This window comes from Paracidovorax anthurii (genome assembly GCF_003269065.1).
Classification (GTDB): Bacteria; Pseudomonadota; Gammaproteobacteria; order Burkholderiales; family Burkholderiaceae_C; genus Paracidovorax; species Paracidovorax anthurii.
The window spans coordinates 1-22,012 of the sequence record NZ_QLTA01000029.1 but is presented as its reverse complement, the minus strand read 5'-3'; the positions used below and the strand labels follow the sequence as shown (position 1 = coordinate 22,012).

General features: G+C 69.9%; 21 protein-coding genes. 9 read left to right on the top strand and 12 right to left on the bottom strand.

The features are described 5' to 3' along the window. Nucleotides 1-214: 214 nt before the first annotated feature. The 3 genes from AX018_RS14510 to AX018_RS14500 form a co-directional block, all read right to left on the bottom strand. On the bottom strand, nt 215-1,363 hold the full coding sequence (locus AX018_RS14510; RefSeq protein WP_111878331.1) for a serine hydrolase domain-containing protein: 1,149 nt from the start codon (nt 1,361-1,363) through the stop codon (nt 215-217). Nucleotides 1,364-1,391: 28 nt separating this feature from the next. After that, on the bottom strand, nt 1,392-2,618 hold the full coding sequence (locus tag AX018_RS14505) for a serine hydrolase domain-containing protein (RefSeq protein ID WP_111878328.1): 1,227 nt from the start codon (nt 2,616-2,618) through the stop codon (nt 1,392-1,394). Between the two features lie 89 nt (nt 2,619-2,707). Then, a complete protein-coding gene (locus AX018_RS14500) occupies nt 2,708-3,490 on the bottom strand; it encodes an alpha/beta fold hydrolase (RefSeq protein ID WP_111878327.1) in 783 nt (260 codons plus the stop codon). A 199-nt stretch (nt 3,491-3,689) separates the two neighbouring features. Between AX018_RS14500 and AX018_RS14495 the strand changes: the two genes are divergently transcribed. After that, complete coding sequence (locus AX018_RS14495; RefSeq protein WP_111878325.1) at nt 3,690-4,343, top strand: response regulator; 654 nt, start codon at nt 3,690-3,692, stop codon at nt 4,341-4,343. Continuing rightward, nucleotides 4,340-5,710 carry a sensor histidine kinase gene (locus AX018_RS14490; RefSeq protein ID WP_146749324.1) on the top strand — a complete coding sequence of 457 codons (1,371 nt, stop codon included), beginning with the start codon at nt 4,340-4,342 and terminating at the stop codon, nt 5,708-5,710. The genes AX018_RS14495 and AX018_RS14490 overlap by 4 nt, the downstream gene beginning before the upstream one ends. Nucleotides 5,711-5,787: 77 nt before the next feature. Here the strand turns inward: AX018_RS14490 and AX018_RS14485 are convergent, their stop codons facing one another. Further along, nucleotides 5,788-6,927 carry an aromatic ring-hydroxylating oxygenase subunit alpha gene (locus AX018_RS14485; protein ID WP_111878320.1) on the bottom strand — a complete coding sequence of 380 codons (1,140 nt, stop codon included), beginning with the start codon at nt 6,925-6,927 and terminating at the stop codon, nt 5,788-5,790. A 278-nt stretch (nt 6,928-7,205) separates the two neighbouring features. On the opposite strand from AX018_RS14485, the gene xseB reads away from it, so the two are divergent. The 4 genes from xseB (at nt 7,206) to AX018_RS14465 (ending at nt 11,677) form a co-directional block, all read left to right on the top strand. Next, complete coding sequence (xseB, locus tag AX018_RS14480) at nt 7,206-7,454, top strand: exodeoxyribonuclease VII small subunit (protein WP_111878317.1); 249 nt, start codon at nt 7,206-7,208, stop codon at nt 7,452-7,454. Beyond that, nucleotides 7,454-8,374: a polyprenyl synthetase family protein gene (locus tag AX018_RS14475; protein ID WP_111878315.1), complete on the top strand. Its 921-nt coding sequence runs from the start codon at nt 7,454-7,456 to the stop codon at nt 8,372-8,374. Before xseB ends, AX018_RS14475 begins: the two co-directional genes overlap by 1 nt. A 151-nt stretch (nt 8,375-8,525) precedes the next feature. Then, on the top strand, nt 8,526-10,394 hold the full coding sequence (dxs, locus tag AX018_RS14470; RefSeq protein ID WP_111878312.1) for a 1-deoxy-D-xylulose-5-phosphate synthase: 1,869 nt from the start codon (nt 8,526-8,528) through the stop codon (nt 10,392-10,394). Between the two features lie 203 nt (nt 10,395-10,597). After that, nucleotides 10,598-11,677: a TRAP transporter substrate-binding protein gene (locus tag AX018_RS14465; protein WP_111878309.1), complete on the top strand. Its 1,080-nt coding sequence runs from the start codon at nt 10,598-10,600 to the stop codon at nt 11,675-11,677. Between the two features lie 699 nt (nt 11,678-12,376). On the opposite strand, the gene AX018_RS14460 is transcribed toward AX018_RS14465, so the two are convergent. The 7 genes from AX018_RS14460 to AX018_RS14425 all read right to left on the bottom strand — a co-directional run bounded on the left by AX018_RS14460 (nt 12,377) and on the right by AX018_RS14425 (nt 19,017). Then, complete coding sequence (locus AX018_RS14460; RefSeq protein ID WP_111878306.1) at nt 12,377-12,895, bottom strand: hypothetical protein; 519 nt, start codon at nt 12,893-12,895, stop codon at nt 12,377-12,379. Next, nucleotides 12,892-14,472 carry a TRAP transporter large permease gene (locus AX018_RS14455; protein WP_111878304.1) on the bottom strand — a complete coding sequence of 527 codons (1,581 nt, stop codon included), beginning with the start codon at nt 14,470-14,472 and terminating at the stop codon, nt 12,892-12,894. The genes AX018_RS14460 and AX018_RS14455 overlap by 4 nt, the downstream gene beginning before the upstream one ends. 44 nt (nt 14,473-14,516) lie before the next feature. After that, nucleotides 14,517-15,056, bottom strand: a complete 540-nt coding sequence (locus AX018_RS14450; RefSeq protein ID WP_111878301.1) for a TRAP transporter small permease subunit — start codon at nt 15,054-15,056, stop codon at nt 14,517-14,519. Between the two features lie 473 nt (nt 15,057-15,529). Next, on the bottom strand, nt 15,530-16,648 hold the full coding sequence (gene modC / locus AX018_RS14440) for a molybdenum ABC transporter ATP-binding protein (RefSeq protein WP_111878298.1): 1,119 nt from the start codon (nt 16,646-16,648) through the stop codon (nt 15,530-15,532). Next, entirely contained in the window at nt 16,645-17,322 is a 678-nt protein-coding gene (gene modB, locus AX018_RS14435) for a molybdate ABC transporter permease subunit (RefSeq protein ID WP_111878295.1), read from the bottom strand. The genes modC and modB overlap by 4 nt, the downstream gene beginning before the upstream one ends. An 85-nt stretch (nt 17,323-17,407) precedes the next feature. Further along, a complete protein-coding gene (modA, locus tag AX018_RS14430) occupies nt 17,408-18,181 on the bottom strand; it encodes a molybdate ABC transporter substrate-binding protein (RefSeq protein ID WP_111878293.1) in 774 nt (257 codons plus the stop codon). 143 nt (nt 18,182-18,324) lie between these two features. Then, nucleotides 18,325-19,017 (bottom strand): hypothetical protein, encoded by a 693-nt coding sequence (locus AX018_RS14425; RefSeq protein ID WP_111878290.1) that lies wholly within the window; start codon nt 19,015-19,017, stop codon nt 18,325-18,327. A 288-nt stretch (nt 19,018-19,305) separates the two neighbouring features. Between AX018_RS14425 and AX018_RS14420 the strand changes: the two genes are divergently transcribed. Further along, entirely contained in the window at nt 19,306-20,157 is an 852-nt protein-coding gene (locus tag AX018_RS14420; protein ID WP_111878421.1) for a TOBE domain-containing protein, read from the top strand. A 77-nt stretch (nt 20,158-20,234) separates the two neighbouring features. Here AX018_RS14420 and AX018_RS14415 read toward each other — a convergent pair whose 3' ends face one another. Beyond that, nucleotides 20,235-20,603, bottom strand: a complete 369-nt coding sequence (locus AX018_RS14415) for a hypothetical protein (protein WP_111878287.1) — start codon at nt 20,601-20,603, stop codon at nt 20,235-20,237. Between the two features lie 149 nt (nt 20,604-20,752). Between AX018_RS14415 and AX018_RS14410 the strand changes: the two genes are divergently transcribed. Together AX018_RS14410 and AX018_RS14405 are read left to right on the top strand one after the other, a co-directional pair. Next, entirely contained in the window at nt 20,753-21,424 is a 672-nt protein-coding gene (locus tag AX018_RS14410; protein WP_111878285.1) for an ABC transporter ATP-binding protein, read from the top strand. A 325-nt stretch (nt 21,425-21,749) separates the two neighbouring features. Beyond that, nucleotides 21,750-22,012: hypothetical protein (locus tag AX018_RS14405; protein WP_146749323.1), on the top strand; the 263-nt coding region annotated here is incomplete at its 3' end.

Here is a 22,012-nt window from a genome sequence, read left to right as displayed (position 1 = left end):
GTTGCCTCGGTATTGGGTTGGGTGGCTATTCGTTTGTTTACTGCGATGCTGTGGTTTGTTTTTATTATGTGCGGGATGGTATTTTTTATGCGAATTTTTTATTGATGCGTAATGTGAATATGGTCCGGGTATTTTGTGCATAACCCCAAGGCCGCGTGGGTGCGGGATGGCACGGTGGTCCCCCCCAGGCCCTCGCGGGGGGCGCAGCGATTCGTCAGAGGCACACGCGCAGGACGTCGCAGAGTGTGTCCAGCACGCCTGCCGTCAGGAAGGGCGACTGAAAGACCTTGTGCTCCCCGGGCAGCGTGGCTTGCACGAGCGGCTCGGCCAGCTTCAGGCCGCCGTCGCTGTTGGTCAACATGACCAGCCCGTCTCCCGAGCCCGGCAGGGCCATCACGAATGCGCGGTAGCCCGGGTTGTTTCCCCATTGCCAGAGGTGCACGCCGGCGGTCGACCGCTCCATGCCCCAGCCCAGTCCCCAGCTCAGATTCAAATGTGGATCGACGTCGACCGGTGATTCGACGGTCTTGGCCAGCAACGCCTCGTCGCGCAACAGCGCGACGAGGAAGCGGGCGTAGTCGCCAACGCTGGTGTAAAGGCTGAAGGCCGCCACGGGCTGTCGCAGCGGTACCTCCTTGCGCGGCGCCCCGTTGGCCTTGGTGCCGGGCAGCAAGTGCTCGCCGACCTGGGGAGTCCAGCGGTAGCTGCTGTGCCCCATGCCGAGCGGGGCGAAGACCTGCTCCTGCATGACCTCGTCCAGCGGTCGCCCCATCACCGTTTCGACGGCCCGCTGCAGCAGCACGTAGCCTTCTCCGGAATAGGCCCAGCGGGTGCCGGGTGTGCTTTCGAAGCGCAGTGGCCCCGAGGCCCAGTTGGGCAGCCCGGCGGTGTGCTGCAACAGCATGCGCACGGTGACCGCTTGGAGCCGAGGGTCGGTGACCTCGTCGGTCTGCGCGGCCGGCCCTGGCTGCAGCGGATCGAAGGCGTGCCGATAGCCTTGCGGCAGGTACTGCAGTACCGGAGCGTCCAGCGCCAGACGGCCCTGTCGCACCAGCTTCAGCACGGCATACGCGAACACCGGTTTGCTCAGTGACGCGGCCTGGAACACGCTGTCGGGTTGCACTTCCAGGGCGGGGTCACAGCCCGACGCGGTCGATACCGTCTGCAACTCGCGCTGCCTGATGACAGCTACCGCGGCGCCGCAGACGTGGTGGCGCTGCGCCAGGTGCTGGAGCTGTTCGGCCGGCGCTGCCGTTCCAGGGGCAGCGTATGGCGGCGATGCGCAGGCCGCCATCAGTACGAGCGCCGCGAGCCCGGCAAAGCGGCCGAAGCCGCGCACAGCAGAAGTCTTGTATCGAATCATGGGGTCAGTTTCAAGGGCATTCGGGAAATCACAGGGAAATGGACTGCTGCTTCAGCACGTCGGCCAGGGCTTGGTCGATACGGCTCAAGACCCAACTGGTGCCATCTTCGGCGAAGTAGCCCGTGTTGCTCTGGCCGAACATGGCGAAGTCGCCGGCCCGATCCAGCACCGCCTCGGCCATGAAGCCGGGGACATGGCCGGTGTGCGTCAGCAGCACGCGGTTCGGCGTGGCCACGCTTTGCCAGCCCCAGACGTACCGATTGCCAGACGCCGCGCGCAGGTCGCGCACATAGGCCAGCGGCAACGGCGTGCGCTCCCCCCGCTGCGCCAGCACATGCCAGTGCAGCCAGCGCGCATAGGCCGCACCCGTACAAGCCCAGTGCCCGGCAGGTGCGAGGATGTCCTGCCAGTTCTTCGTGGCCCGTGATTCTGCCGTGGCCTCGACCACGGCCAGCGCATTGGCCGGGCCCTCGTGCCCCCACAGAACATCCCGTTCGCCAGGCACCTGCGAGCGCCATGCGCCTTCCAGCCCGAGCGGCTGCACCAGCACCTCGTCGAAAATCGCTTCGAAGGTCTTGCCCGTGCGGGCCTCCAGCAGGGCGGCGGCCAGCGCATAGCCGGCGTTCGAGTAGAGGAAGTCGCGCCCCGGCATCACGCCGGCCACGGGCGCCCGGGCCAGCAGCCAGCGGGCGAAATAGGCACGCCGGCCCGCCATCGTGGTCGGCAATGGGTTCGTGTCTGCCCCGACGGCCGCCATGAAGGCGTCCTCCTCCGGGCCGCTGCCGTTGAAGGCCGGCAAGCCGCCACGGTGGTGCAGCAGATCGGCCAGTGTCACCCGGGCGTAGGCGGGGTGGATCTCACGGGCCCATTCGGTGAAGGCTTGCGGCAAGGTCAGCGACAGGGCCGGACCACCGCGCTCGGCCAGCGCCACGGTGGCGGCGCTGGTCATGGCCTTGGTGTTCGAGCCGATGGCAAAGCGGTCCTGCGGCTCCACCGGGGCGCCCTGGCCCAGGCGCCGCTTGCCGGCCACGGCCACGCTGCTGGCCTTGCTTGTCACCTGGCCCAACACCAGCCCCACCAGGCCCGAAGCGACGGCGGCATCGGCCTGGGTCTTGAGCAGGGCCGCGGTTGCGTCCGGGTTGGGTTCGTCCGATCCGCCACCGCAGGCGGCCAGGTTCAGCCCCAGTCCGGTGGACAGGAACAATTGCAGCACCGTGCGGCGGCGCAAGGAGGAATCAGCGGGGCGAATCGACATGCAGGAGCTCCGAAGTGGGGGTGCGAGGCAGTGTGCGAGGCGCCACCCAAAGAGAACCCAAAGCCAGAAGACTCGAAGGCCCTGGCGTTTCAGCGGCGTGGCGGCGCGGCGGCGGCATCCAGCAGGCGGTCGAGCGCCTGCACCACCCGCTCGGGCGCATCGCGATGGAGGTAATGCCCCGAGATCGACACGGTCTCGGCTGGCACCCCCAGGCGTTGCTGCCAGTCCAGGCGCAGCCGCGACAGCGTGTGCTGGTACGCCTGGGTTTCCAGCGGGCCGAAGCGGCCCGAGAAGAGCAGCCTGGCGGGCACGCCGGACGGCCACGGCGGCAGCCCGTCCAGGCATTGCGCCTGGGCGTCGAACTCGGCGCGCATGGTGGGCGTGAACAGCGTGCTGCGCAGGCCCCACAGTGTCGCGGCCGTCTTGGGTGTCTCGCGCTGCAGCGTGGCCCAGTGCTCGGGGTGGGTGGGGTCCAGCAGCAACAGGCCGGCGGTCTCATCCGGGTACAGCCGCGCGAACACGACCTGGTACAAGCCGCCCAGCGAATGGCCCACGAGCAGATACGGCGGCGGGACATGCGCGTCGCGGAGCGCGGCGTGCAGTTCACGGGCCACCTGGCAGGGATCTCGGGGCGCGGATGTCGAAGGGCTGTCACCGTAGCCTGGGCGATCCAGCGCGAAGACGCGGTGCCGCGCGGTCAGGGCGGGCCAGACTGTGTTCCAGGTCGAGCGGCCGTCGCCCAGGCCGCTTTGCAGCACGACGGCGGGGGTCTTTTCCGGGCCGGCCAGGGCGTACGCCATGGCGCCCCCGGCGGTCGATGCATAGCCCTGCCGGGGTACCTGCGCGCAGGCAGTCAGAAGCAGTGCGCCCATGAGTGCGGCCACGCACCGGCAACGCGCAAGGAATGGAGCCGAGTCAAGATGCATGGTGATCGGGTGATGAAGTGTCAGGCGATGGGGCTCGCGCAGGCCGCCCGGGATGCATCGGCAATGGCCTGGCCCCGGCATGGCCCGCAGTGTCGCGTCTGACAGCTTTGGCTTTCCCAAAGGTCGGGGCGCTACAGTGGGCGCCATGCACATCCTGCTGGTCGAAGATGACCTTGATCTGGGCCCTGCGCTGTTGGCCGCCTTGAAAGCCGAGGGCATCAGCGCGCAATGGGTGCGGCGCGCCACGGATGCCCGGGCCGCGCTCGGGCCCGAGGTGGATCTGGTGCTGCTGGATCGCGCGCTGGCCGGCCAGGAAGGGCTGGACCTGTTGCGCCATTGGCGAGCGAAGCGCATCACGACGCCTGTGATCGTCATCACCGCACGATCCGCGCTGACGGACCGGCTCGAAGGCCTGGACGAAGGGGCCGATGACTACCTCGTCAAGCCCTTCGAGATCCCGGAGCTGCTGTCGCGCGTGCGGGCCGTGCACCGCCGCCATCGGCAGCAGGCCAGTGAGTTGTGGGAGCTGGGCGATCTGGCGGTGTCGCCGCGCTCGCACCAGGCCTGGCTGAAGGGCGAGTTGCTGGCCCTGTCGGCGCGCGAATTCCAACTGCTGGTGGCGCTGGCCAAGGACACCGGCACGGTGGTCCCCAAGCAGGTGCTGGGGCAGTTGCTGGAGCCGCTGGGCGATCCGGTGGATGCCGCGACCATCGAGGTGCACCTGTCCAACCTGCGCCGCAAGATCGGCGCCGAGCGCGTCCGCACGGTGCGCGGCGTGGGCTACCAGCTCAGGCCATGAGACGGCAGGCGTCGCTGCAGGGTCGGCTGCTACGGGTGCTGCTCCTGGCCGTGGGGCTGGTCGCCGGCCTGCTGGTGGCCATGGACTATCTGGCGTTCCAGTCCGGCATCGCCGATCGGGTGGCGCAGCGGTCTGCGGCCGAAGGCCTGGGCGAGGCGCTGGCCGACGTGGACGAACCCGTCGCCGCCGCCATCGTGCGGGCCACGGAGCTCCAGTTCAATCGATCGCGGCGTGCCGCCGGCTTGCCGGACATCGAAGACTTGGCCTTCGAGCTCCAGACGATCGAGGGGCGGCAGGTCTATGCGTCCGGCGCCCTGAAGGGCCAGGGGGCGCTGGCGCCGGAGCAGGCGCGCCAGGAGGTCATCCACATGCGCGGGCACGCCTACTGGCCCTACCTGCACGAAACCGCCCGCTGGCGGGTCATCCTGTACGAGCCGGTGGTGCAGGACAGCCTTTTGCTGCGCTGGCTGGGTGGCGGACTGCTGCCGTCGATCCTGGTGGCCGTGCCCCTGCTGATGCTGCCGCTGTGGTGGGCCGTCCGTACCGGGCTCGCGCCGTTGCGCCGGCTGGTCTCCGCATTGGCGAAACGCGATGCCGCCGCGCTGATGCCCCTGGAGGTCGACCTGCGCTATGCGGAGCTTCAGCCCATCGTGAGGGCCATCGACGACCTGCTTGCACGCGCGCGCCAGCATGTGGCGCAGGAGCGTGCGTTGACGAACAACACCGCGCACGAACTGCGCACGCCCCTGGCGGTGATTGCGACCCATGCCCACGCGCTGGCGACCGCGCCCGATGCCGCCTCGGCCGACGTGGCACGCCAGGGCATCCAGCGCGGCGTGCAGCGCACCTCGCACCTGGTGGAGCAGTTGCTGACCTTGGCACGGCTCGAATCCTCCGGGGTGCCGAGGGCCACCGAGTCCGTCGATCTGGTGGCGGTGTGCCGCCAGCACCTGATCGACCTCACGCCGCTGGCGGACGCCCGCGGCATCGAGATGGCCCTGGTGTCGCCGGACCAATGCCAGGCCACGGTGGTTCTGCCGGCCGTGCACTCCGTTGTCGACAACCTGCTGCGCAACGCCTTGAGCCACTGCCCGCCCGGTTCGCACGTGGAGGTGCAACTGCTGCGGCAGGACGGACAGGTCCGGGTCGTGGTGCTGGACGATGGGCCGGGCATGCCGGCCGAGGAGCGCGCGCAGGCGTTCGAGCGTTTCTTCCGCGGACAAGGGGCCGGCCCCGGTTCGGGCCTGGGACTGGCCATCGTGGGCGAGGCGGCACGCCTGCTGGGAGGGCGGGTGTTCCTGGAAGCGCAAGAGGGGGCGGGCCTTCGCGTGACCGTCGAGTGGCGCGACGGCGCAGCGGTGGCCTGATCAATGGCTCTTGCGGTCCCAGGCCCTGGGGATGGTCTTGGGGTGGCCCGGCTGGCAGGGAGCACCGGGCCCGCGGATCAGCGCTGCGGCACGGCCTCGCCCATGGCCTCGCGGTACCACTCGTGGAAGTGCTGCATGCCGTCTTCCATGGGGCTCTGGTAGGGGCCGACCTCGTTGTCGCCGCGCGCCAGCAGGGCCTTGCGGCCGGCGTCCATGCGTTCGCCGATCTCGTCGTCCTCGATGCAGGTCTCCATGTAGGCGGCCTGCTGGGCCTCGACGAATTCGCGCTCGAAGGCGGCGATCTCCTCGGGGTAGTAGAACTCCACCATGTTCAGCGTCCTCGTCGGGCTGATGGGGTGCAGGGTGGACACGGTGAGCACGTGCGGGTACCACTCCACCATGATGTGCGGGTAGTAGGTGAGCCAGATGGCGCCGCGCTCGGGCATGCGGCCCTCGCGGTAGTTCAGCAGCACCTCGTGCCACTTGCGGTACACGTCGGAGCCGGGCTTGCCGAAGGTGGAGGCCACGCCCACGGTCTGCACGGAGTAGTGCTTCTGGAACTCCCAGCGCAGGTCGTCGCAGGTGACGAAGTTGCCCAGCCCCGGGTGGAACGGGCCCACGTGGTAGTCCTCCAGATAGACCTCGATGAAGGTCTTCCAGTTGTAGTTGCACTCGTGCAGCTCGACCTTGTCGAGCACGTAGCCGTCGAAAGAGAGTTCCGAGCGCGGGCCCATGCCGGCGAGGTCGGCCTGGATGTCGCGGCCGTTGTCCTCGAAGAGGAGGCCGTTCCACTCGCGCAGGGCGTAGTTGTTCAGGTTCAGGCACGGGTCGTGCGAGAAATGCGGCGCGCCCAGCAACTCGCCCTGGGGCGAGTAGGTCCAGCGGTGCAGGGGGCAGACGATGTTGCCCGCCGCGTGGCCCTTGCCATGGGTGTGCAGGTTGCCCCGGCCCTGGAGCATCACTGCCTGGCGGTGGCGGCACACGTTGGAGACCAGCTCCACGCCGCCCTGGGCGTTGCGCACCAGGGCGCGGCCCTGGCCTTCCTGCGGCAGCGCGTAGTAATCGCCCGGTTCGGGCACGCTCAGCTGGTGCCCCACGTAGCGGGGCCCGCGCTGAAAGATGGTGTCCAGCTCGCGCCGGAACAGCGCATCGTCGAAATAGCTTGAAACTGGTAGTTGGCTTGCGGCCTGCTGCAGTTGAAGACTTAAATCAGACATGGGTGACCTGACCTAAAGACTCCCCACAGGGAGGGTGCGCGTGCGCACGGGACGTGGAAAAAACGAAACCGGCCGAGCAAAGTACCCACAGCCGGTTCGACGAAAGGAAAGGGATTGTAGCCAATGGGGTTATTTCCGCTCCTCCCGTGCGTGTATTGCCTTTGCGCGGCCCGGGCGCAGGCAGGGGCGGCCCCGTGCGCCGCTGCCGGCAGGGCTTTGGGGGGCTGCGCCTAAAATCGCCGGTTTTACCCGCTCGCCCCGTCCCGGTGCCGCCGTCCATGCCCAAGGCCTCCCCCCCCGTTTCCGCCCCCCCTCCCGCCGAACCCGCCAGCTACGAAGCGGCCCTGGAAGAGCTGGAGCAGCTGGTGGGCCGCATCGAGTCGGGCCAGTTGCCGCTGGAGCAGATGCTGGCGGGCTACCAGCGCGGCGCCGAACTGCTGGCGTTCTGCCGGGGCCGGCTGGAGGCCGTGCAGGACCAGATCAAGGTGCTGGAGGATGGCGCCCTGCAACCGTGGACGCAGGACTGATGGGCGCCCCGCTGTTTTCCCGGCCCGAGGGGGCGGCCGGTTTCGATCTGTCCACCTGGAGCGCTTCGGGCCTGCAGCGCGTGGAGAATGCGCTCTGCGCCTGGGTGCCTGCCGATGCGCCGGGCGGCCTGGGCGATGCCATGCGGTACGCGGTGCTGGGCGCCGGCAAGCGCCTGCGCCCGCTGCTGGTGCTGGCCGCGGCCGAGGCCGTGCAGGGCCATGCCGAGGCCGCCCTGCGCGCGGCCTGCGCGGTGGAGCTGATCCACGCCTATTCCCTGGTGCACGACGACATGCCCTGCATGGACAACGACGTGCTGCGCCGGGGCAAGCCCACGGTGCACGTGCAGTTCGGGCAGGCGCAGGCCCTGCTGGCGGGCGACGCGCTGCAGGCGCTGGCCTTCGAGCTGCTCACGCCCGAGGGCGTGGTGCCGGATGCGGTGCAGGCCTGCCTGTGCCGACTGCTGGCGCGCGCGGCCGGGGGTGACGGCATGGCCGGCGGGCAGGCGATCGACCTGGCGAGCGTGGGGCAGGCCCTGTCCGAGGACGAGCTGCGCCGCATGCACCGCCTCAAGACCGGAGCGCTGCTGCAGGCCAGCGTGCTGATGGGCGCGGCCTGCGGGGCCGTGCCGCCGGCCGCGTGGGAGGCGCTGTCGCGCTATGGTGCCGCCCTGGGGCTGGCCTTCCAGGTGGTGGACGACGTGCTGGACGTGGTGGCCGATTCCGCCACGCTGGGCAAGACCGCCGGCAAGGACGCGGCGTGCGACAAGCCCACCTACGTCTCCCTGCTGGGGCTCGATCGGGCCCGCGCCTATGCGGCCGCGCTGCGCGACGAGGCGCATGCCGCGCTGGGCGTGAGCGGCCTGCCGTGCACCCAGGCATTGGCGGCCCTGGCCGACATGGTGATCGACCGATCGCACTGACACTGGCGGACCTGGGCGGCATGCGGACCGAGACGAGACACCGGCATTTCCGCCCCGCCCGCCGCGCCGCCGAGCCACCGCGCCGCAATCCCACCAATATGGCCCCATGTCGGCGTCGAATCTACGCTGGTAGCTATCAAAAACAGAGCATATGTCCACGACTTCCTTCCCCCTCCTGCAGACCGTGAACGATCCGGCCGACCTGCGCCGCATGTCCCGCGCCCAGCTCAAGGAACTGGCCGTGGAACTGCGCGCCTTCGTGCTGGACAGCGTCTCCAAGACGGGCGGGCACCTCAGCTCCAACCTCGGCACGGTGGAGCTGACCGTGGCGCTGCACGCGGTGTTCGACACGCCGCGCGACCGTCTCGTGTGGGACGTGGGCCACCAGACGTATCCGCACAAGATCCTCACGGGCCGGCGCGACCGCATGCCCACGCTGCGGCAGCTCGGCGGGCTCTCGGGCTTCCCGCTGCGCACCGAGAGCGAGTACGACACCTTCGGCACCGCGCACTCCAGCACCAGCATCTCGGCGGCCCTCGGCATGGCGCTCGCCGCCCGCCAGCGCGGCGAGGACCGGCATGCCGTGGCCATCATCGGCGACGGCGCGATGACGGCCGGCATGGCGTTCGAGGCGCTCAACAACGCGGGCGTGGCCGACGCCAACCTGCTGGTGATCCTGAACGACAACGACATGAGCATCAGCCCGCCCGTGGGCGCGCTCAACCGCTACCTCGCGCAGCTCATGAGCGGGCATTTCTACGCGGCCGCGAAGAACGTCGGCAAGACCGTGCTCAAGCCCGTGCCGCCGCTGCTCGAATTCGCCAAGCGCTTCGAGCAGCAGGCCAAGGGCATGGTGGTGCCGGCCACGCTGTTCGAGAAGTTCGGCTTCAACTACATCGGCCCGATCGACGGGCACGACCTCGACTCCCTCATCCCCACGCTGGAGAACATCAAGGGCCTCAAGGGCCCGCAGTTCCTGCACGTGGTCACGAAGAAGGGGCAGGGCTACAAGCTGGCCGAGGCCGATCCCGTGGCCTACCACGGCCCCGGCAAGTTCGACCCCAGCGTGGGCCTGACCCAGCCCGCCACGCCCCCGAAGCAGACCTTCACGCAGGTCTTCGGCCAGTGGCTCTGCGACATGGCCGCGCAGGACGAGCGCCTCGTGGGCATCACGCCGGCGATGCGCGAGGGCTCGGGCATGGTGGAGTTCGAGAAGCGCTTCCCCGGCCGCTACCACGACGTGGGCATCGCCGAGCAGCACGCCGTCACCTTCGCGGCGGGCATGGCCTGCGAGGGCGTGAAGCCCGTGGTGGCGATCTACTCCACCTTCCTGCAGCGCGCCTACGACCAGCTCATCCACGACGTGGCGCTGCAGAACCTGCCCGTGGTGTTCGCGCTCGACCGCGCCGGCCTCGTGGGCGCGGATGGCGCCACGCACGCCGGCGCCTACGACATCCCCTTCATCCGTTGCGTGCCCAACATGAGCCTGGCCTGCCCCGCCGACGAGCGCGAATGCCGCCAGCTGCTCTCCACCGCCTATGCGCAGGACCATCCCGTGGCCGTGCGCTATCCGCGTGGCAGCGGCGCGGGCGTGGCGCCGCTGGCCGGCCTGGAGGGCCTGCCCTTCGGCAAGGGCGAAGTGCGCCGCACGGGGCGGCGCATCGCCATCCTGGCCTTCGGCACGCTGCTCTACCCGGCCTTGCGGGCAGGCGAAGCGCTGGACGCCACGGTGGCCAACATGCGCTGGGCCAAGCCGCTGGACACTGCGCTGCTGAGCGAGATCGCGGCCAGCCACGATGCGCTGGTGACCGTGGAGGAGGGCGCCGTGATGGGTGGCGCCGGCAGCGCCGTGTGCGAGGCGCTCAACGCGGCCGGCATCCTCAAGCCGGTGCTGCAGCTCGGCCTGCCCGATGCGTTCATCGAGCACGGCGACCCCGCGCGCCTGCTGGCCCTGCAGGGCCTGGACGCGGACGGCATCGCGCGCGCGATCACCGCGCGCTTCGGCCCGGCGGGCGCCTGACCCCCGCAGCCTGCGCAGGCCTGCCGGCGCGCAAGCTTGCAGAAGGCTGAGGCCCTGGCGGCCCCGCCGTTCTTTCGCGGGAAAACCCCCAAGAGCCCCCTGGGGGGCATTCCTACAATCGTTTCCGGCTGAAACTGTCCGGCCGCGCGCCCCGCCCGCCGGGGCCCCGCGGCCCGTTCGCAATCACAACCGGAGACCACCTCATGGATCGTCGTTCCATCCTCAAGCACGCGGGCGTTGCCGGCGTGCTGGCGGCCGGCGCAGCACCCGCCGTGCACGCCCAGGCCAGCATCCGCTGGCGCCTCGCGTCCAGCTTCCCCAAGTCGCTCGACACCATCTACGGCACGGCGGAAGTGTTTTCCAAGAAGGTCCACGACGCCACGGGCGGCAAGTTCCAGATCTCGGTGCATGCCGGCGGCGAGCTGATGCCGGCCTTCGGCGTGGTGGACGGCGTGCAGAACGCCGCCGTCGAGATGGCGCACACGGCGCCCTACTACTTCTACGGCAAGGACCCCACGTTCTGCCTGGGCTGCGCCGTGCCCTTCGGCCTCAACGCCCGCCAGATGAACGCCTGGATGTACGAGGGCAACGGCCTCAAGCTCATGCGCGAGTTCTACGCCAAGTACAACATCATCAACCTGCCCGGCGGCAACACGGGCGCGCAGATGGGCGGCTGGTTCCGCAAGGAGATCAAGTCGGTCGCCGACCTCAAGGGCCTGAAGTTCCGCACCAACCCCTTCGCGGGCAAGGTGCTGGAGCCCTTCGGCGTGATCCCGCAGTCCATCCCCGGCGCCGACCTGTACCCCGCGCTGGAGAAGGGCACCATCGACGCGCTGGAGTGGGTCGGCCCCTACGACGACCAGAAGCTGGGCTTCAACAAGGTCGCGCCGTTCTACTACTACCCCGGCTGGTGGGAAGGCGGCCCGCAGCTCGACTTCTACATCAACACCAAGGCCTGGGAAGGCCTGCCGGCCGAGTACAAGGCCGTGGTGGAGGCCTCGGCCTCGCACGCCAACATCTCCATGCTGGCCAAGTACGACGCGCGCAACCCCGTGGCCATCAAGCAGCTCGTGGGCTCGGGCACCAAGCTGCGCCCGTTCACGCAGGACGTGATGAACGCGGCCTTCAAGTCGGCCCAGCAGATCTATGCGGACCTGAACAACTCCAACCCCGAGTGGAAGAAGGTGTACGCCGACTACTCCAAGTTCCTCGCCGACCAGAACGCCTGGTTCCGCTTCACCGAGGGCACGTTCGACCGCTTCATGCAGGCGCAGAAGCTCTGACGCCGGCCATCAAGGCCCTGGCATCCAGGCCCCGCTGTGTAAACGGCGGGGCTTTTTTCTGGACGGAGGCTGGTGGATGCGCTCCGTGCCGGCGCGGGGGGCGGAAGGGGCGTTCTGAGCATGATGTCGTGCCTTGCCGGGGCACGTGGATTGAAATATGGGTACCGGTATCACCACCCTGTGGGGTGGCAGGTCGCGCTCTGCGTGGGCGCGTGGATTGAAACACCCTTGCCGACGTGCGCAAGCTCCAGCTTGAGACAGTCGCGCCCCGTGTGGGCGCGTGGATTGAAACTCCACGAAAACCCGAGAGAGCCGCAGATGCGCCTCGTCGCGCCCCGTGTGGGCGTGTGGATTGAAACGTTGTCCGATTCCGCAACTAGCTTCTTGTACTTGTCGCGCCCCGTATGGGCGCGTGGATTGAAACTCCCTCATCATCACTGTCATCTCCATCGCTTTGGTGTCGCACCCCGCGCGGGTGCGTGGATTGAAACGGGAGCGAGAGATCCAAGGTTTGAATCTTGATACTGGTCGCGCCCGAGTGGGCGCGTGGATTGAAACACCTTGAAGGCGGTCTGTTCGCCCGGCTTCGTGTTGTCGCGTCCCGTGCGGACGCGTGGATACGAAACCTCGGAAACCCGCACACGTCCATGGCCCGCAGCGCGTTATGCCCGCTGCGGGCCCTTGGCCGTACAGCTCTGCTCAACGCGCGGCAGATTCCCCTGAAGTGCCTCGCTGCCCATCGATCCCCTGCCGCACCACGCATTCCGCGAACCCCGTGAGCAGCGCCGGGTCGGCCGAGTGCACCCAGGTGATGCCGCCGCCGCGCCGCCGCAGGAGGATGCGGGGCGCGATGACGGCCGAGAGGCCGGGCCAGTGCACGATCTTGAAGCTGGCCACGTCGGCGGCGCGCACGTGCTTGTCCCACAGCCACGTCTGCACCAGCGTGCCGTCCGCGGCGAGGAGGCGCGTGCGGCTGAAGACCATCCACCAGCCCACCCAGCCGATGAGCACGGCCGCGAGGGCGAAGGTGGCCAGGCTCGCGAAGGGCCAGTGCGCCCCGCGCAACTCGGGCAGGGAGCGGAGCGCGAAGGCCGCCAGCCCCGCTACGATGACCACGGCGAGCGCGCGCACCAGCGGGGGGTAGGCGGCGCTCTCCAGGGCCGCGGGCACGGCGCCGCCCGCGTCCGGGGGCGCGCCGGGTGCGGGGCCGTCCGTCATCGGGGCGCGCTGGCTGCGCTGCCACCCTCGGGCGCCGGCTCGGGCACGGGCATGGCGGGCTCGGGGGGCTGCGCGCCGGCATCGGGCGTGCTGGCGCCGTCGGCGGGCTTCTCGCCGGTGCCGAAGGGGTCGTCCATGTTGATGGCGGGCTCGGCCGACGGGTCCGCCGGCATTTCGAGCTTGACCTTGTCGAGGTCGATCTCCGGTTCCTTGTCGAGGAAGACGGTCACCGTCTGCGGGAAGAAGATCACGATCGCCACGAGGATCAGCTGCATCACCACCCAGGGGATCGCGCCCATGTAGATGTCGCTGGATTTCACCGGCCGGTCGATGCGTTTTTCCTTGAACAGCGTGTCGGCGATGCCGCGCAGGTAGAACAGCGCGAAGCCGAAGGGCGGGTGCATGAAGCTGGTCTGCATGTTCACGCACAGCAGCACGCCGAACCACACGAGGTCGATGCCGAGCTTGTGCGCCACCGGGCCCAGCAGCGGCAGGATGATGAAGGCGATCTCGAAGAAGTCGAGGAAGAACGCCAGGAAGAAGATGAACAGGTTCACCACGATCAGGAAGCCGATCTGGCCGCCCGGCAGGTCGGAGAGCAGGTGCTCGATCCAGATCGCGCCATCGACGCCCTGGAACACCAGCGAGAACACGCGCGAGCCGATCAGGATGAACACCACCATGGCCGTGAGGCGCATGGTGCCGTTCATGGCCTCCTTGAGCAGCTGCCACGACAGGCGCTTGTGGATGGCTGCCAGGATCAGTGAGCCCACGGCACCCATGGCGCCGGCCTCGGTGGGCGTGGCGATGGCGTGCTCCATGAAGGGCAGGCCGCCCATGGAGCCCAGCACCGCGAAGATCAGGATGGCCGAGGGGATGATGCCGCGCAGGCACTTGCCCCAGAGGGCCCAGCCGTGCAGGGTGCGTGCGGTGCGCGGCAGGCCGGGCACGTACTCGGGGCGGATGCGGCCGAGGATGAAGGTGTAGATCGCGAAGATCAGCACCTGCAGGATGGCCGGGCCCCAGGCGCCTTTGTACATGTCGCCCACCGAGCGGCCGAGCTGGTCGGCCATGACGATGAGCACCAGCGAGGGCGGCACGAGCTGCGTGATGGTGCCCGAGGCCGCCAGCACGCCGGTCGAATAGCGCATGTTGTAGCCGTAGCGCATCATCACCGGCAGCGAGATCATGGCCATGGCGATCACCTGGCCGGCCACGGTGCCGGTGATGGCGCCCAGGATGAAGCCCACGATGATGACCGAGTAGCCCAGGCCGCCGCGCACCGGGCCGAAGAGCTGGCCCATGGAGTCGAGCATGTCCTCGGCGAGGCCGCACTTTTCGAGCACCGCGCCCATCAGCGTGAAGAACGGGATGGCCAGCAGCAGGTCGTTGGAGAGGATGCCGAACATGTTGATCGGCAGGTTGGCCATGAAGTTGGCCGGGAACCAGCCCATCTCGATCGCGAAGAAGCCGCTGAACAGGCCCAGGGCCGCGAGCGAGAACGCGACCGGGAAGCCGATCAGCATGATCACGATCAGCCCCGTGAACATGATCGGGGCGAAGTTTTCCATGTGCATGGGGATGTCGTCCTGGAGAAGTCGGGAAGGCGGGTGGTGGTGCTTTACTGCACCGGCTTCTCGTAGTGGGTGTCCATGCGCTGGTGGCCGGTGAGGTGGGCCACGCGCTTGATGATCTCGGCCACGCCCTGCAGGAAGACGGCGCCGAAGCCCACGGGCAGCAGCAGCGCCGCCGGCCAGCGGATCAGGCCGCCGATGTTGCCCGACATCTCCTTGGTGACGTACATGTTCCAGAAGAAGGGCCAGGTGAGCCAGGTGAGCAGGCCCATCACGGGCAGCAGGAAGAAGACCAGGCCGAACAGGTCCACGAGGACCGGCCCGTGGCCGCGCAGCTTGCCGTAGATGATGTCCACGCGCACGTGCTCGTTGAGCTGCAGCACCAGGGGCGCGCCCAGCATCACGGTGGTGCCGAAGAGGTACCACTGGATCTCGAGCCATGCGTTGGAGCTGAGGTCCAGCCCGTAGCGGATCACGGCGTTGCCCGCGGAAATCAGCGCGGCGGCCAGCACGGCCCATGCGGCGATCTTGCTGAGCCGGGTGGAGATCCAGTCCATGCCCTTGGCCAATTGGAGGAGTCCTGTCACGCTGCTGTCTCCTGTCGTCGTTCGGTGAATGGGTGCGCGCGGCGAAATCCCGGTGCCGCGCCCGCCCGGGATTAAAGCGGATCGTAGGCGCCCGGGCTGAGAAAAGGCTGACACACGGGGGTGGGGTTTTCCCGCGCGCCGCGGGCGTTGCGCGGGTTTCCGCGTTCCGGCCCGCGGGGCGGTGCTCAGAACGTGTTCACGATCTCCCAGGGGTCGCGCAGTGGTGTGTGCGGGTGGGATGCAAGGCGCGGTGCGCCGCCCATAGCCCGGCTATGGGCCAGCGCCGCAACGCCGCAGACCGCCCGCACACGCCACTGCCCGAAGGGTTGGAGCGAAATCGGGCGATTGGACGCCTCGGCTGCTTGCATGGGCATGGGCCCATGTGGCGCATCCGAGGCATCCACTCATCCCGATTGCGCTCCAACGCGACCCCTGCGAGATCGTGAACACGTTCTCAGAAGGTGTTCGCGTTCTCAGCCGAGCAGCGCCACGCCCTTGACCTGGGCGTGCACTGCCAGGCCCGGGGCCAGCGCCAGGGCGCGCGCCGAGCGCAGCGTGATGCGTGCGAGCAGCGGCGTGCCGCCCGCGTCCAGCGCCACCATCACCTGGCCGGGGCTGTCCTCGCGCAGCTCCACCACCCGGGCGGGCAGCACGTTGAGCACGCTGCTGCGCTGCGGGGGATCGAGGGCGAGGCTCACGTCGCGCGCCTGCACGCGCAGCCGCACGGCGGCGCCCGGCGCGGGGGCGTGCGCTGCCGCGATGTGCAGCAGCAGCCCTCCGGGCAGGCGCACCGTGGTGAGGTGGTCGGCCGGGTCGTGGTGCACGGCGATGCCCTCGGCCAGCGTGGCGGCCAGCTCGCCGCGGGCGAGCGGCAGGTCGAGCCGCGCCATCAGGGCCGCGGCGGGCCCGCTGGCCACGGCGGCCCCCTCGCGCAGCAGCACGAGGTGGTCGGCCAGCCGCGCCACCTCGTCGTGCGCGTGGCTCACGTAGAGCACGGGGATGTCCAGCCCGCGCTGCAGGCGCTCCAGGTAGGGCATGACCTCGGCCTTGCGGTCGGCGTCGAGCGCGGCGAGGGGTTCGTCCATGAAAAGCACGCGCGGGCTGGCGGCCAGCGCGCGCGCGATGGCCACGCGCTGGCGCTCGCCGCCCGAGAGGGTGTCGGTCCGCCGTGCCAGCAGGTGGCCGATGCCAAGCAGCTCCACCGCCTGCTCCAGCGGCACGCTGCGGCGCGCGGCGGGGGTGCGCCGCAGGCCGTATTCGAGGTTGCGGCGCACGTCCAGGTGGGCGAACAGGCTGGGCTCCTGGAAGACGTAGCCCAGCGCCCGCAGGTGCGGCGGCCGCCACAGGCCCTGGGCGTCGTCCTGCCAGGTGTCGCCCGGCACCGCCACGCGGCCGCTGGCGCACTCCAGCCCGGCCATCGCGCGCAGCAGGCTGGTCTTGCCGCACCCCGAGGGGCCGAACAGCGCCGTGATGCCCCGGCCCGGAAGGGACAGGTCCACGTCGAGCGTGAAGCGCCCGGGGCGGGGCAAACGCAGGCGCGCCTCGATGCCGGCATGGGCGCCAGTCTGCGCCGCGGGGGCGATCACGGTCATGCGCGCCCCCTCGCGGGCTGCAGCCAGTGGAGCGCCAGCAGCACGGCGAACGAGAACACCACCATGGTGCCCGCGAGCCAGTGCGCCTGCAGGTATTCCATCGCCTCCACGTGGTCGTAGATCTGCACCGAGACGACGCGCGTCACGCCCGGGATGTTGCCGCCCAGCATGAGCACCACGCCGAATTCGCCCACCGTGTGCGCGAAGCTCAGCACGCCCGCCGTGAGGAACCCGGGCCGCGCGAGCGGCAGGGCCACGGTGAAGAAGCGGTCCAGCGGGCCCGCGCCGAGCAGGGCCGCGGCCTCCATCGGCCGCTCGCCGATCGCCTCGAAGGCCCGCTGCAGCGGCTGCACCGCGAACGGCAGCGAGTACACCACCGACCCCACGAGCAGCCCGCCGAAGGTGAAGGGCAGGGCGGCCAGCCCCAGCGACTGCATCAGCCGCCCCACCGCGCCGTGCGGCCCGAGCAGCAGCAGCAGGTAGAAGCCGATCACCGTGGGCGGCAGCACCAGCGGCAGGGCCACGACGGCCGACACCGGCCCGCGCCAGCGCGAGTGCGTGCGCGCCAGCCACCAGGCCAGGGGCGTGCACAGCACGAGCAGCAGCAGCGTGGTGAGGCCCGCGAGCCGCAGGGTGAGGCCGATGGCCGCGAGGTCGTCCGCCGAGAAGGGCATGGGCAGGGGCGCGGAGGGAACTCCGGAAAGAAAGAACGGGAGAACGCCAGGGCGCGGCGGCCGCGCGGGGCCGCCGCCACCCCGGTCACAGCGCGTAGCCGTAGGAGCGGATCACCTCGCGCGCCTTGTCCCCGCGCAGGTACTGCAGCAGGGCCGCCGCGGCAGGATTGTCCTTGCCCGTCGAGAGCAGGATCGCGTCCTGGCGGATGGGCTCGTGCATGCTGGCGGGCACGCGCCAGGCCGAGCCCTTGGCGATGCGCCCGCCCTCCATCACCTGCGAGAGCGCCACGAAGCCGAGCTGGGCATTGCCGCTGGCGACGAACTGGTAGGTCTGCGCGATGTTCTCGCCCGTCACGATGCGGGGCTTGAGCGATTCGGCCAGGCCGAGTTTTTCCAGCGTCTGCAGCGCGGCGAGGCCATAGGGCGCGAGCTTGGGGTTGGCCACGGAGAGATGGGCGAAGTCGCCGGTCTTGAGCACATTGCCCTGCGCGTCCACGTAGTTCTCGCGCGGGCTCCAGAGCACCAGCTGGCCCACGGCGTAGGTGAAGCGCGACCCCTGCACGCCCAGGCCTTCGCGTTCCACGCGCTCGGGCGTGGTGTCGTCGGCCGAGAGGAACACCTGGAACGGTGCGCCGTTGCGGATCTGCGCGTAGAACTTGCCCGTGGCCCCGAAGGAGAGCACGGCCTTGTGGCCCGTGTCCTGCTCGAACGCCGCGGCGATCTTCTGCATCGGCGCCGTGAAGTTGGCGGCGACGGCGACCGAGACTTCCTCCGCCTGGGCGGCGGCAGTGAAGCAGAGGCAGGCCAGCAGCACGGCGGGAGCGGCATGGCGGGCGAAGCGATGGAGTCCTGGGGGCATTGCGCTATTCCTTTGGTGAATAGCGGACGAGTATAGAGGCCTCGTGCCCGGTGGTTCCGTGCGGGCGGATGCGGTGGCCGTGCCGCATCCGCCACGGCGGGCATCGCCGTGGGCAGGACGCCCGCGGCGATGCCCGGAGGCGATCACTGGTACTGGATCGTCAGGTTGGTGCCGGGGGTGCTGGTCACTTCCTGCAGCGGGATGGCGGCGCCGCTCGTACCGAGGCGGTAGGTGGTGGTGTTGACGATGGGGTTACCCAATATCGGCGTGGCGGTGCTGGTGACGGACAGCAGCAGGGTGGAGGCGGTCTCGGCCTGCACCGAGTAGTTCACCGTGGCCGTGCCGACCCGCAGGAACTTGGAGGGGTCGGTAAAGACGTTCATCGCATACCAGGAGCCGGAGTCGCCGGCCTTGGCGGTCGCGGGCAGGGGCGTGCTGCTGCGGGTGACGGCGTAGAGGCCGTCGATGGAGGCGCCCAGCGGAGCGATGTAGTTGCTGTCGAAGTAGGTGAGCGCGGTGCTCTCCGACGTCGAGGTGCCGGAGCTCGTCTGCAGCGTCAGGGAGACCACGGAGCGCTTCTGCAGCGCGGCCTGGCCTTCGAAGGTGACGGGGACGGCCTCGTCGCGGGTCACGGTGCCGGAGCCGGTGCCCGACTGGCCGTTCTGCGTGCCGCTGCCGGAGACGAGCTGCGTGCCCGATTGCGCCAGATAGCTCGACACGGCGGAGGCCAGGGGCAGCGTCAGTGCGGGCACCTCGTCGGCGGCGAAGGCCGTGAGTGCTGTGCACAGGGCGGGAACGCCCAGCCAGAGAGATTTCAGTGCGAACGTGTTTCTCATGTTGCGATCCGAGAGGAATTGAAGGTTGACCGAAAAGGGTGTTGGAGGTGTCGACGCCGTCCCGGAACGGACTATGGCGGCATCCGGGCCGTTGTGCGCATGTGGCGGGGCGCCGCACGTTTCTTCCTGGCATAAGCGGAAATTCCGGTTATGCGATAGGTCAACTTTTGTGAACTTTTTGGGGAGGGTGCGATCGCGGTGCCGGGTGCCGGGTGCCGGGTGCCGGGTGCCGGGTGCCGGGTGCCGGGTGCCGGGTGCCGGGTGCCGGCCTGGGGCATGATCCTGCGCATGACCCGTTTGCGCCCACCGCCCCGCGTGCAGGAACCCCGGCCCGCCGCCGCTCCGCCGATCGCCTTCTCGCACGCGCTGGGCCATGGCCCCGCCGACCGCCGGGTGGCGATTCTGCGCGAGATCGGCGCCGGCGGTTCGATCTCGCAGGCGGCGCGGGTGGTGGGCGTGAGCTACAAGGCCGCGTGGCAGGCGCTGGACACCCTCACCAATCTGGCCGGCGTGCCGCTGGTGGAGCGGGCCGTGGGCGGCGTGGGCGGCGGTGGCGCACGGCTGACCGACGCGGGGCACGCGCTGCTGCGCGCCGCCGGGGCGCTGGAGCAGGCCCGGGGCGACGTGCTGGCCGCTGCCGCGCGGCCCGCAGCGCCACCCCCGCCGCAGGCCGCCACGGCCGCGCGGCTGGCGCTGCGCACCAGCATGCGCAACCAGTGGCCCTGCGCGGTGGCATCGCTGGAGCCGCTGGGCCCCGTGGTGCGCGCGCACCTGCGGGGCGAGGGTGCCGGCGAGCGCCTGCGCCTGGCCGCGCGCATCACGCGCGAGAGCGCGGAACTGCTGGCCCTGCGGCCCGGCCTGCCGGTGCTGGCGCTGTGCAAGGCCACGGCGGTGCGGGTGGCGGCCGGTGCGGGCGTGGGCGATGGCGCCGGGCCCAACGCGTGGCCGGGGCGGGCCACGCGCGTATCGCGGGGGGGCGCCTCGGGAGACGAGGTGTCCGCCGTGCTCGATGCCGGCATGCAGATGGTGGGCTTCGCGCCGCCGGGCTCCGGGCTGCGGGCCGGCCGCCGCGTGGCGCTGGCGGTGGAGGAGTCGGCGATCGTGCTGGCCGTCGTGGAAGATGGTCTGCTATTGATTTAATAGCTGAAGAGGTAACAAAACCGGCGACATGGTGGCTGAAAGACCTGAAAAACCCCTTCCAGGGGCTCCGGGCGGGCCTACGCCGGCTCGAAGCGCTCCCGGAAGGCTTCGCAGAAGTCCGCGTTGCCGCTGACCGAGAACGTGACGGTGTGGCGCGCGGGCGTGGCGGCGCCGGATTCGACCACCAGGCGGCGGGTGGCCTGGTCGAAGCGCAGCGATTGCACGGCGGAGATTTCCTCCACGGCCTGCAGGTCGTAGTCCCAGTCGGCACCGTCCCCGATGCCCCCAGGCTCGTCGCCGAAGGTGGCATGGGCCCAGTCGAGCACGGCGGCGATCTCCGCGTGCAGCGCCGGCAGGTGTTCCGCGGTGACACTGGCCATGGCGTCCCAGGTGCCAGTGCCTTCGCCGTCTTCGCTGTAGTCGAAATCGAGGTAATGCAGGGTCATGGGCCATCCCAGGGCCGCCTGGGCATGCAATGGAATCGAGGCGCGCATTGTCCGCCAGTCCGGGCCCGCGATTGCCACAGAATGTATGCCACGGGCCCCGTGGCCCCCATTTGCCTTCAGGGCCCTGAGCCCCGTGGGCCGCCGATCCGATGCCCGACGCTTCTTTCTCCCGTTTTCCCGCTGCCCCGTTCTCCGGTCCCGCTGCCCCGGCACTGTGGCGGTGCGAGGGGCTGGGCCATCGGTTTCCCGGGGCGGACGGGCCGCTGTTCGAGGGACTGGAGGTCCGCATCGGGCCGGGCGCGACGCTGGTCCGGGGCGGGGATGGGCGCGGCAAGACGACGCTGCTGCGCCTGATCGCGGGCGAGTTGCGCCCGCAGGCCGGCAGCGTGGCGGGCCATGCCGCCCCTGTGTTCTGGGTGGACCCGCGCGCCGCGAACGGCGCCGGTGCGCCGGGCGAGGGCGGCACACCCGCCGCGTGGTGGGCCGGGCAAGCGGCGCGCTGGCCGCGCTGGAGCGAGGCGGCCCTGGCCGCGCACGTGGCCGGCTTCGGGCTCGCGGAGCACGCGGACAAGCGGATGGAGCAACTCTCCACGGGCACACGGCGCAAGGTGCTGATGGCCTGCGGCTTCGCGAGCGGCGCGCCGCTGGTGCTGGTGGACGAGCCCGTCGCGGGGCTGGATCGTGCGTCCGTGGCGTACCTGCGGCAATTGCTGGCCGAGGCGGCGGCCCATGGCCTGGCGCGCGGGCAGGCCGTGGTGGTGGCCCACTACGACACGCTGGGCGGCGTGCCCTGGAGCCACGTGGTCGAACTGGGCGACTGACTGCCCTCCGCAGGGCCTGTCACGGGCGGGAGCCATGCCTTGGGGGCTGGCGTCCCCGATCCTGGAGAAAGAGACCCTCTCACAGCCCTGGGTCGGAGACGGCTCCGAGTGCGGCTGTGCAGCTTCCCGCCCTTTGGCGGGGGCGGCAGTGGCTGTGCCACTGTTTCTTTGGTGCCACGGTGCGGAATGCGGTCACCGTAATTTGGTGACTTTCCGTTAAGCTGCGCGCGCCGATGCACCTGGGAAGGGGAGCAACGGCCCTGGCGCGCTGGATGGCGCGCGTGCCCATAGGCCCTGGCAGCCTTGCCGCGGCCCGAAGAAAAAAATGACAACCAGAATAAAAGCAGTCCTTGCGCTGCTGTTGCTGATCTGCGCCCAGGGGGTGCTCGCGGACAGCGTGCGGTTCGTGGTGGAGCCGAAGTTCTTCTACAACTCGGCGGCCTGGCTGGGCGGAGGCGGAGGGTGGCCGACCCCCATCGTGCAGAAGGCCGAGACCGTGGACGAGGCCTTTGGGCCCGCGGCCGCGCTCTACCACTCCACGAGCTGCCACCCCACGGACGATGGCGGCACGTTCTGCCGCTCGGCCGG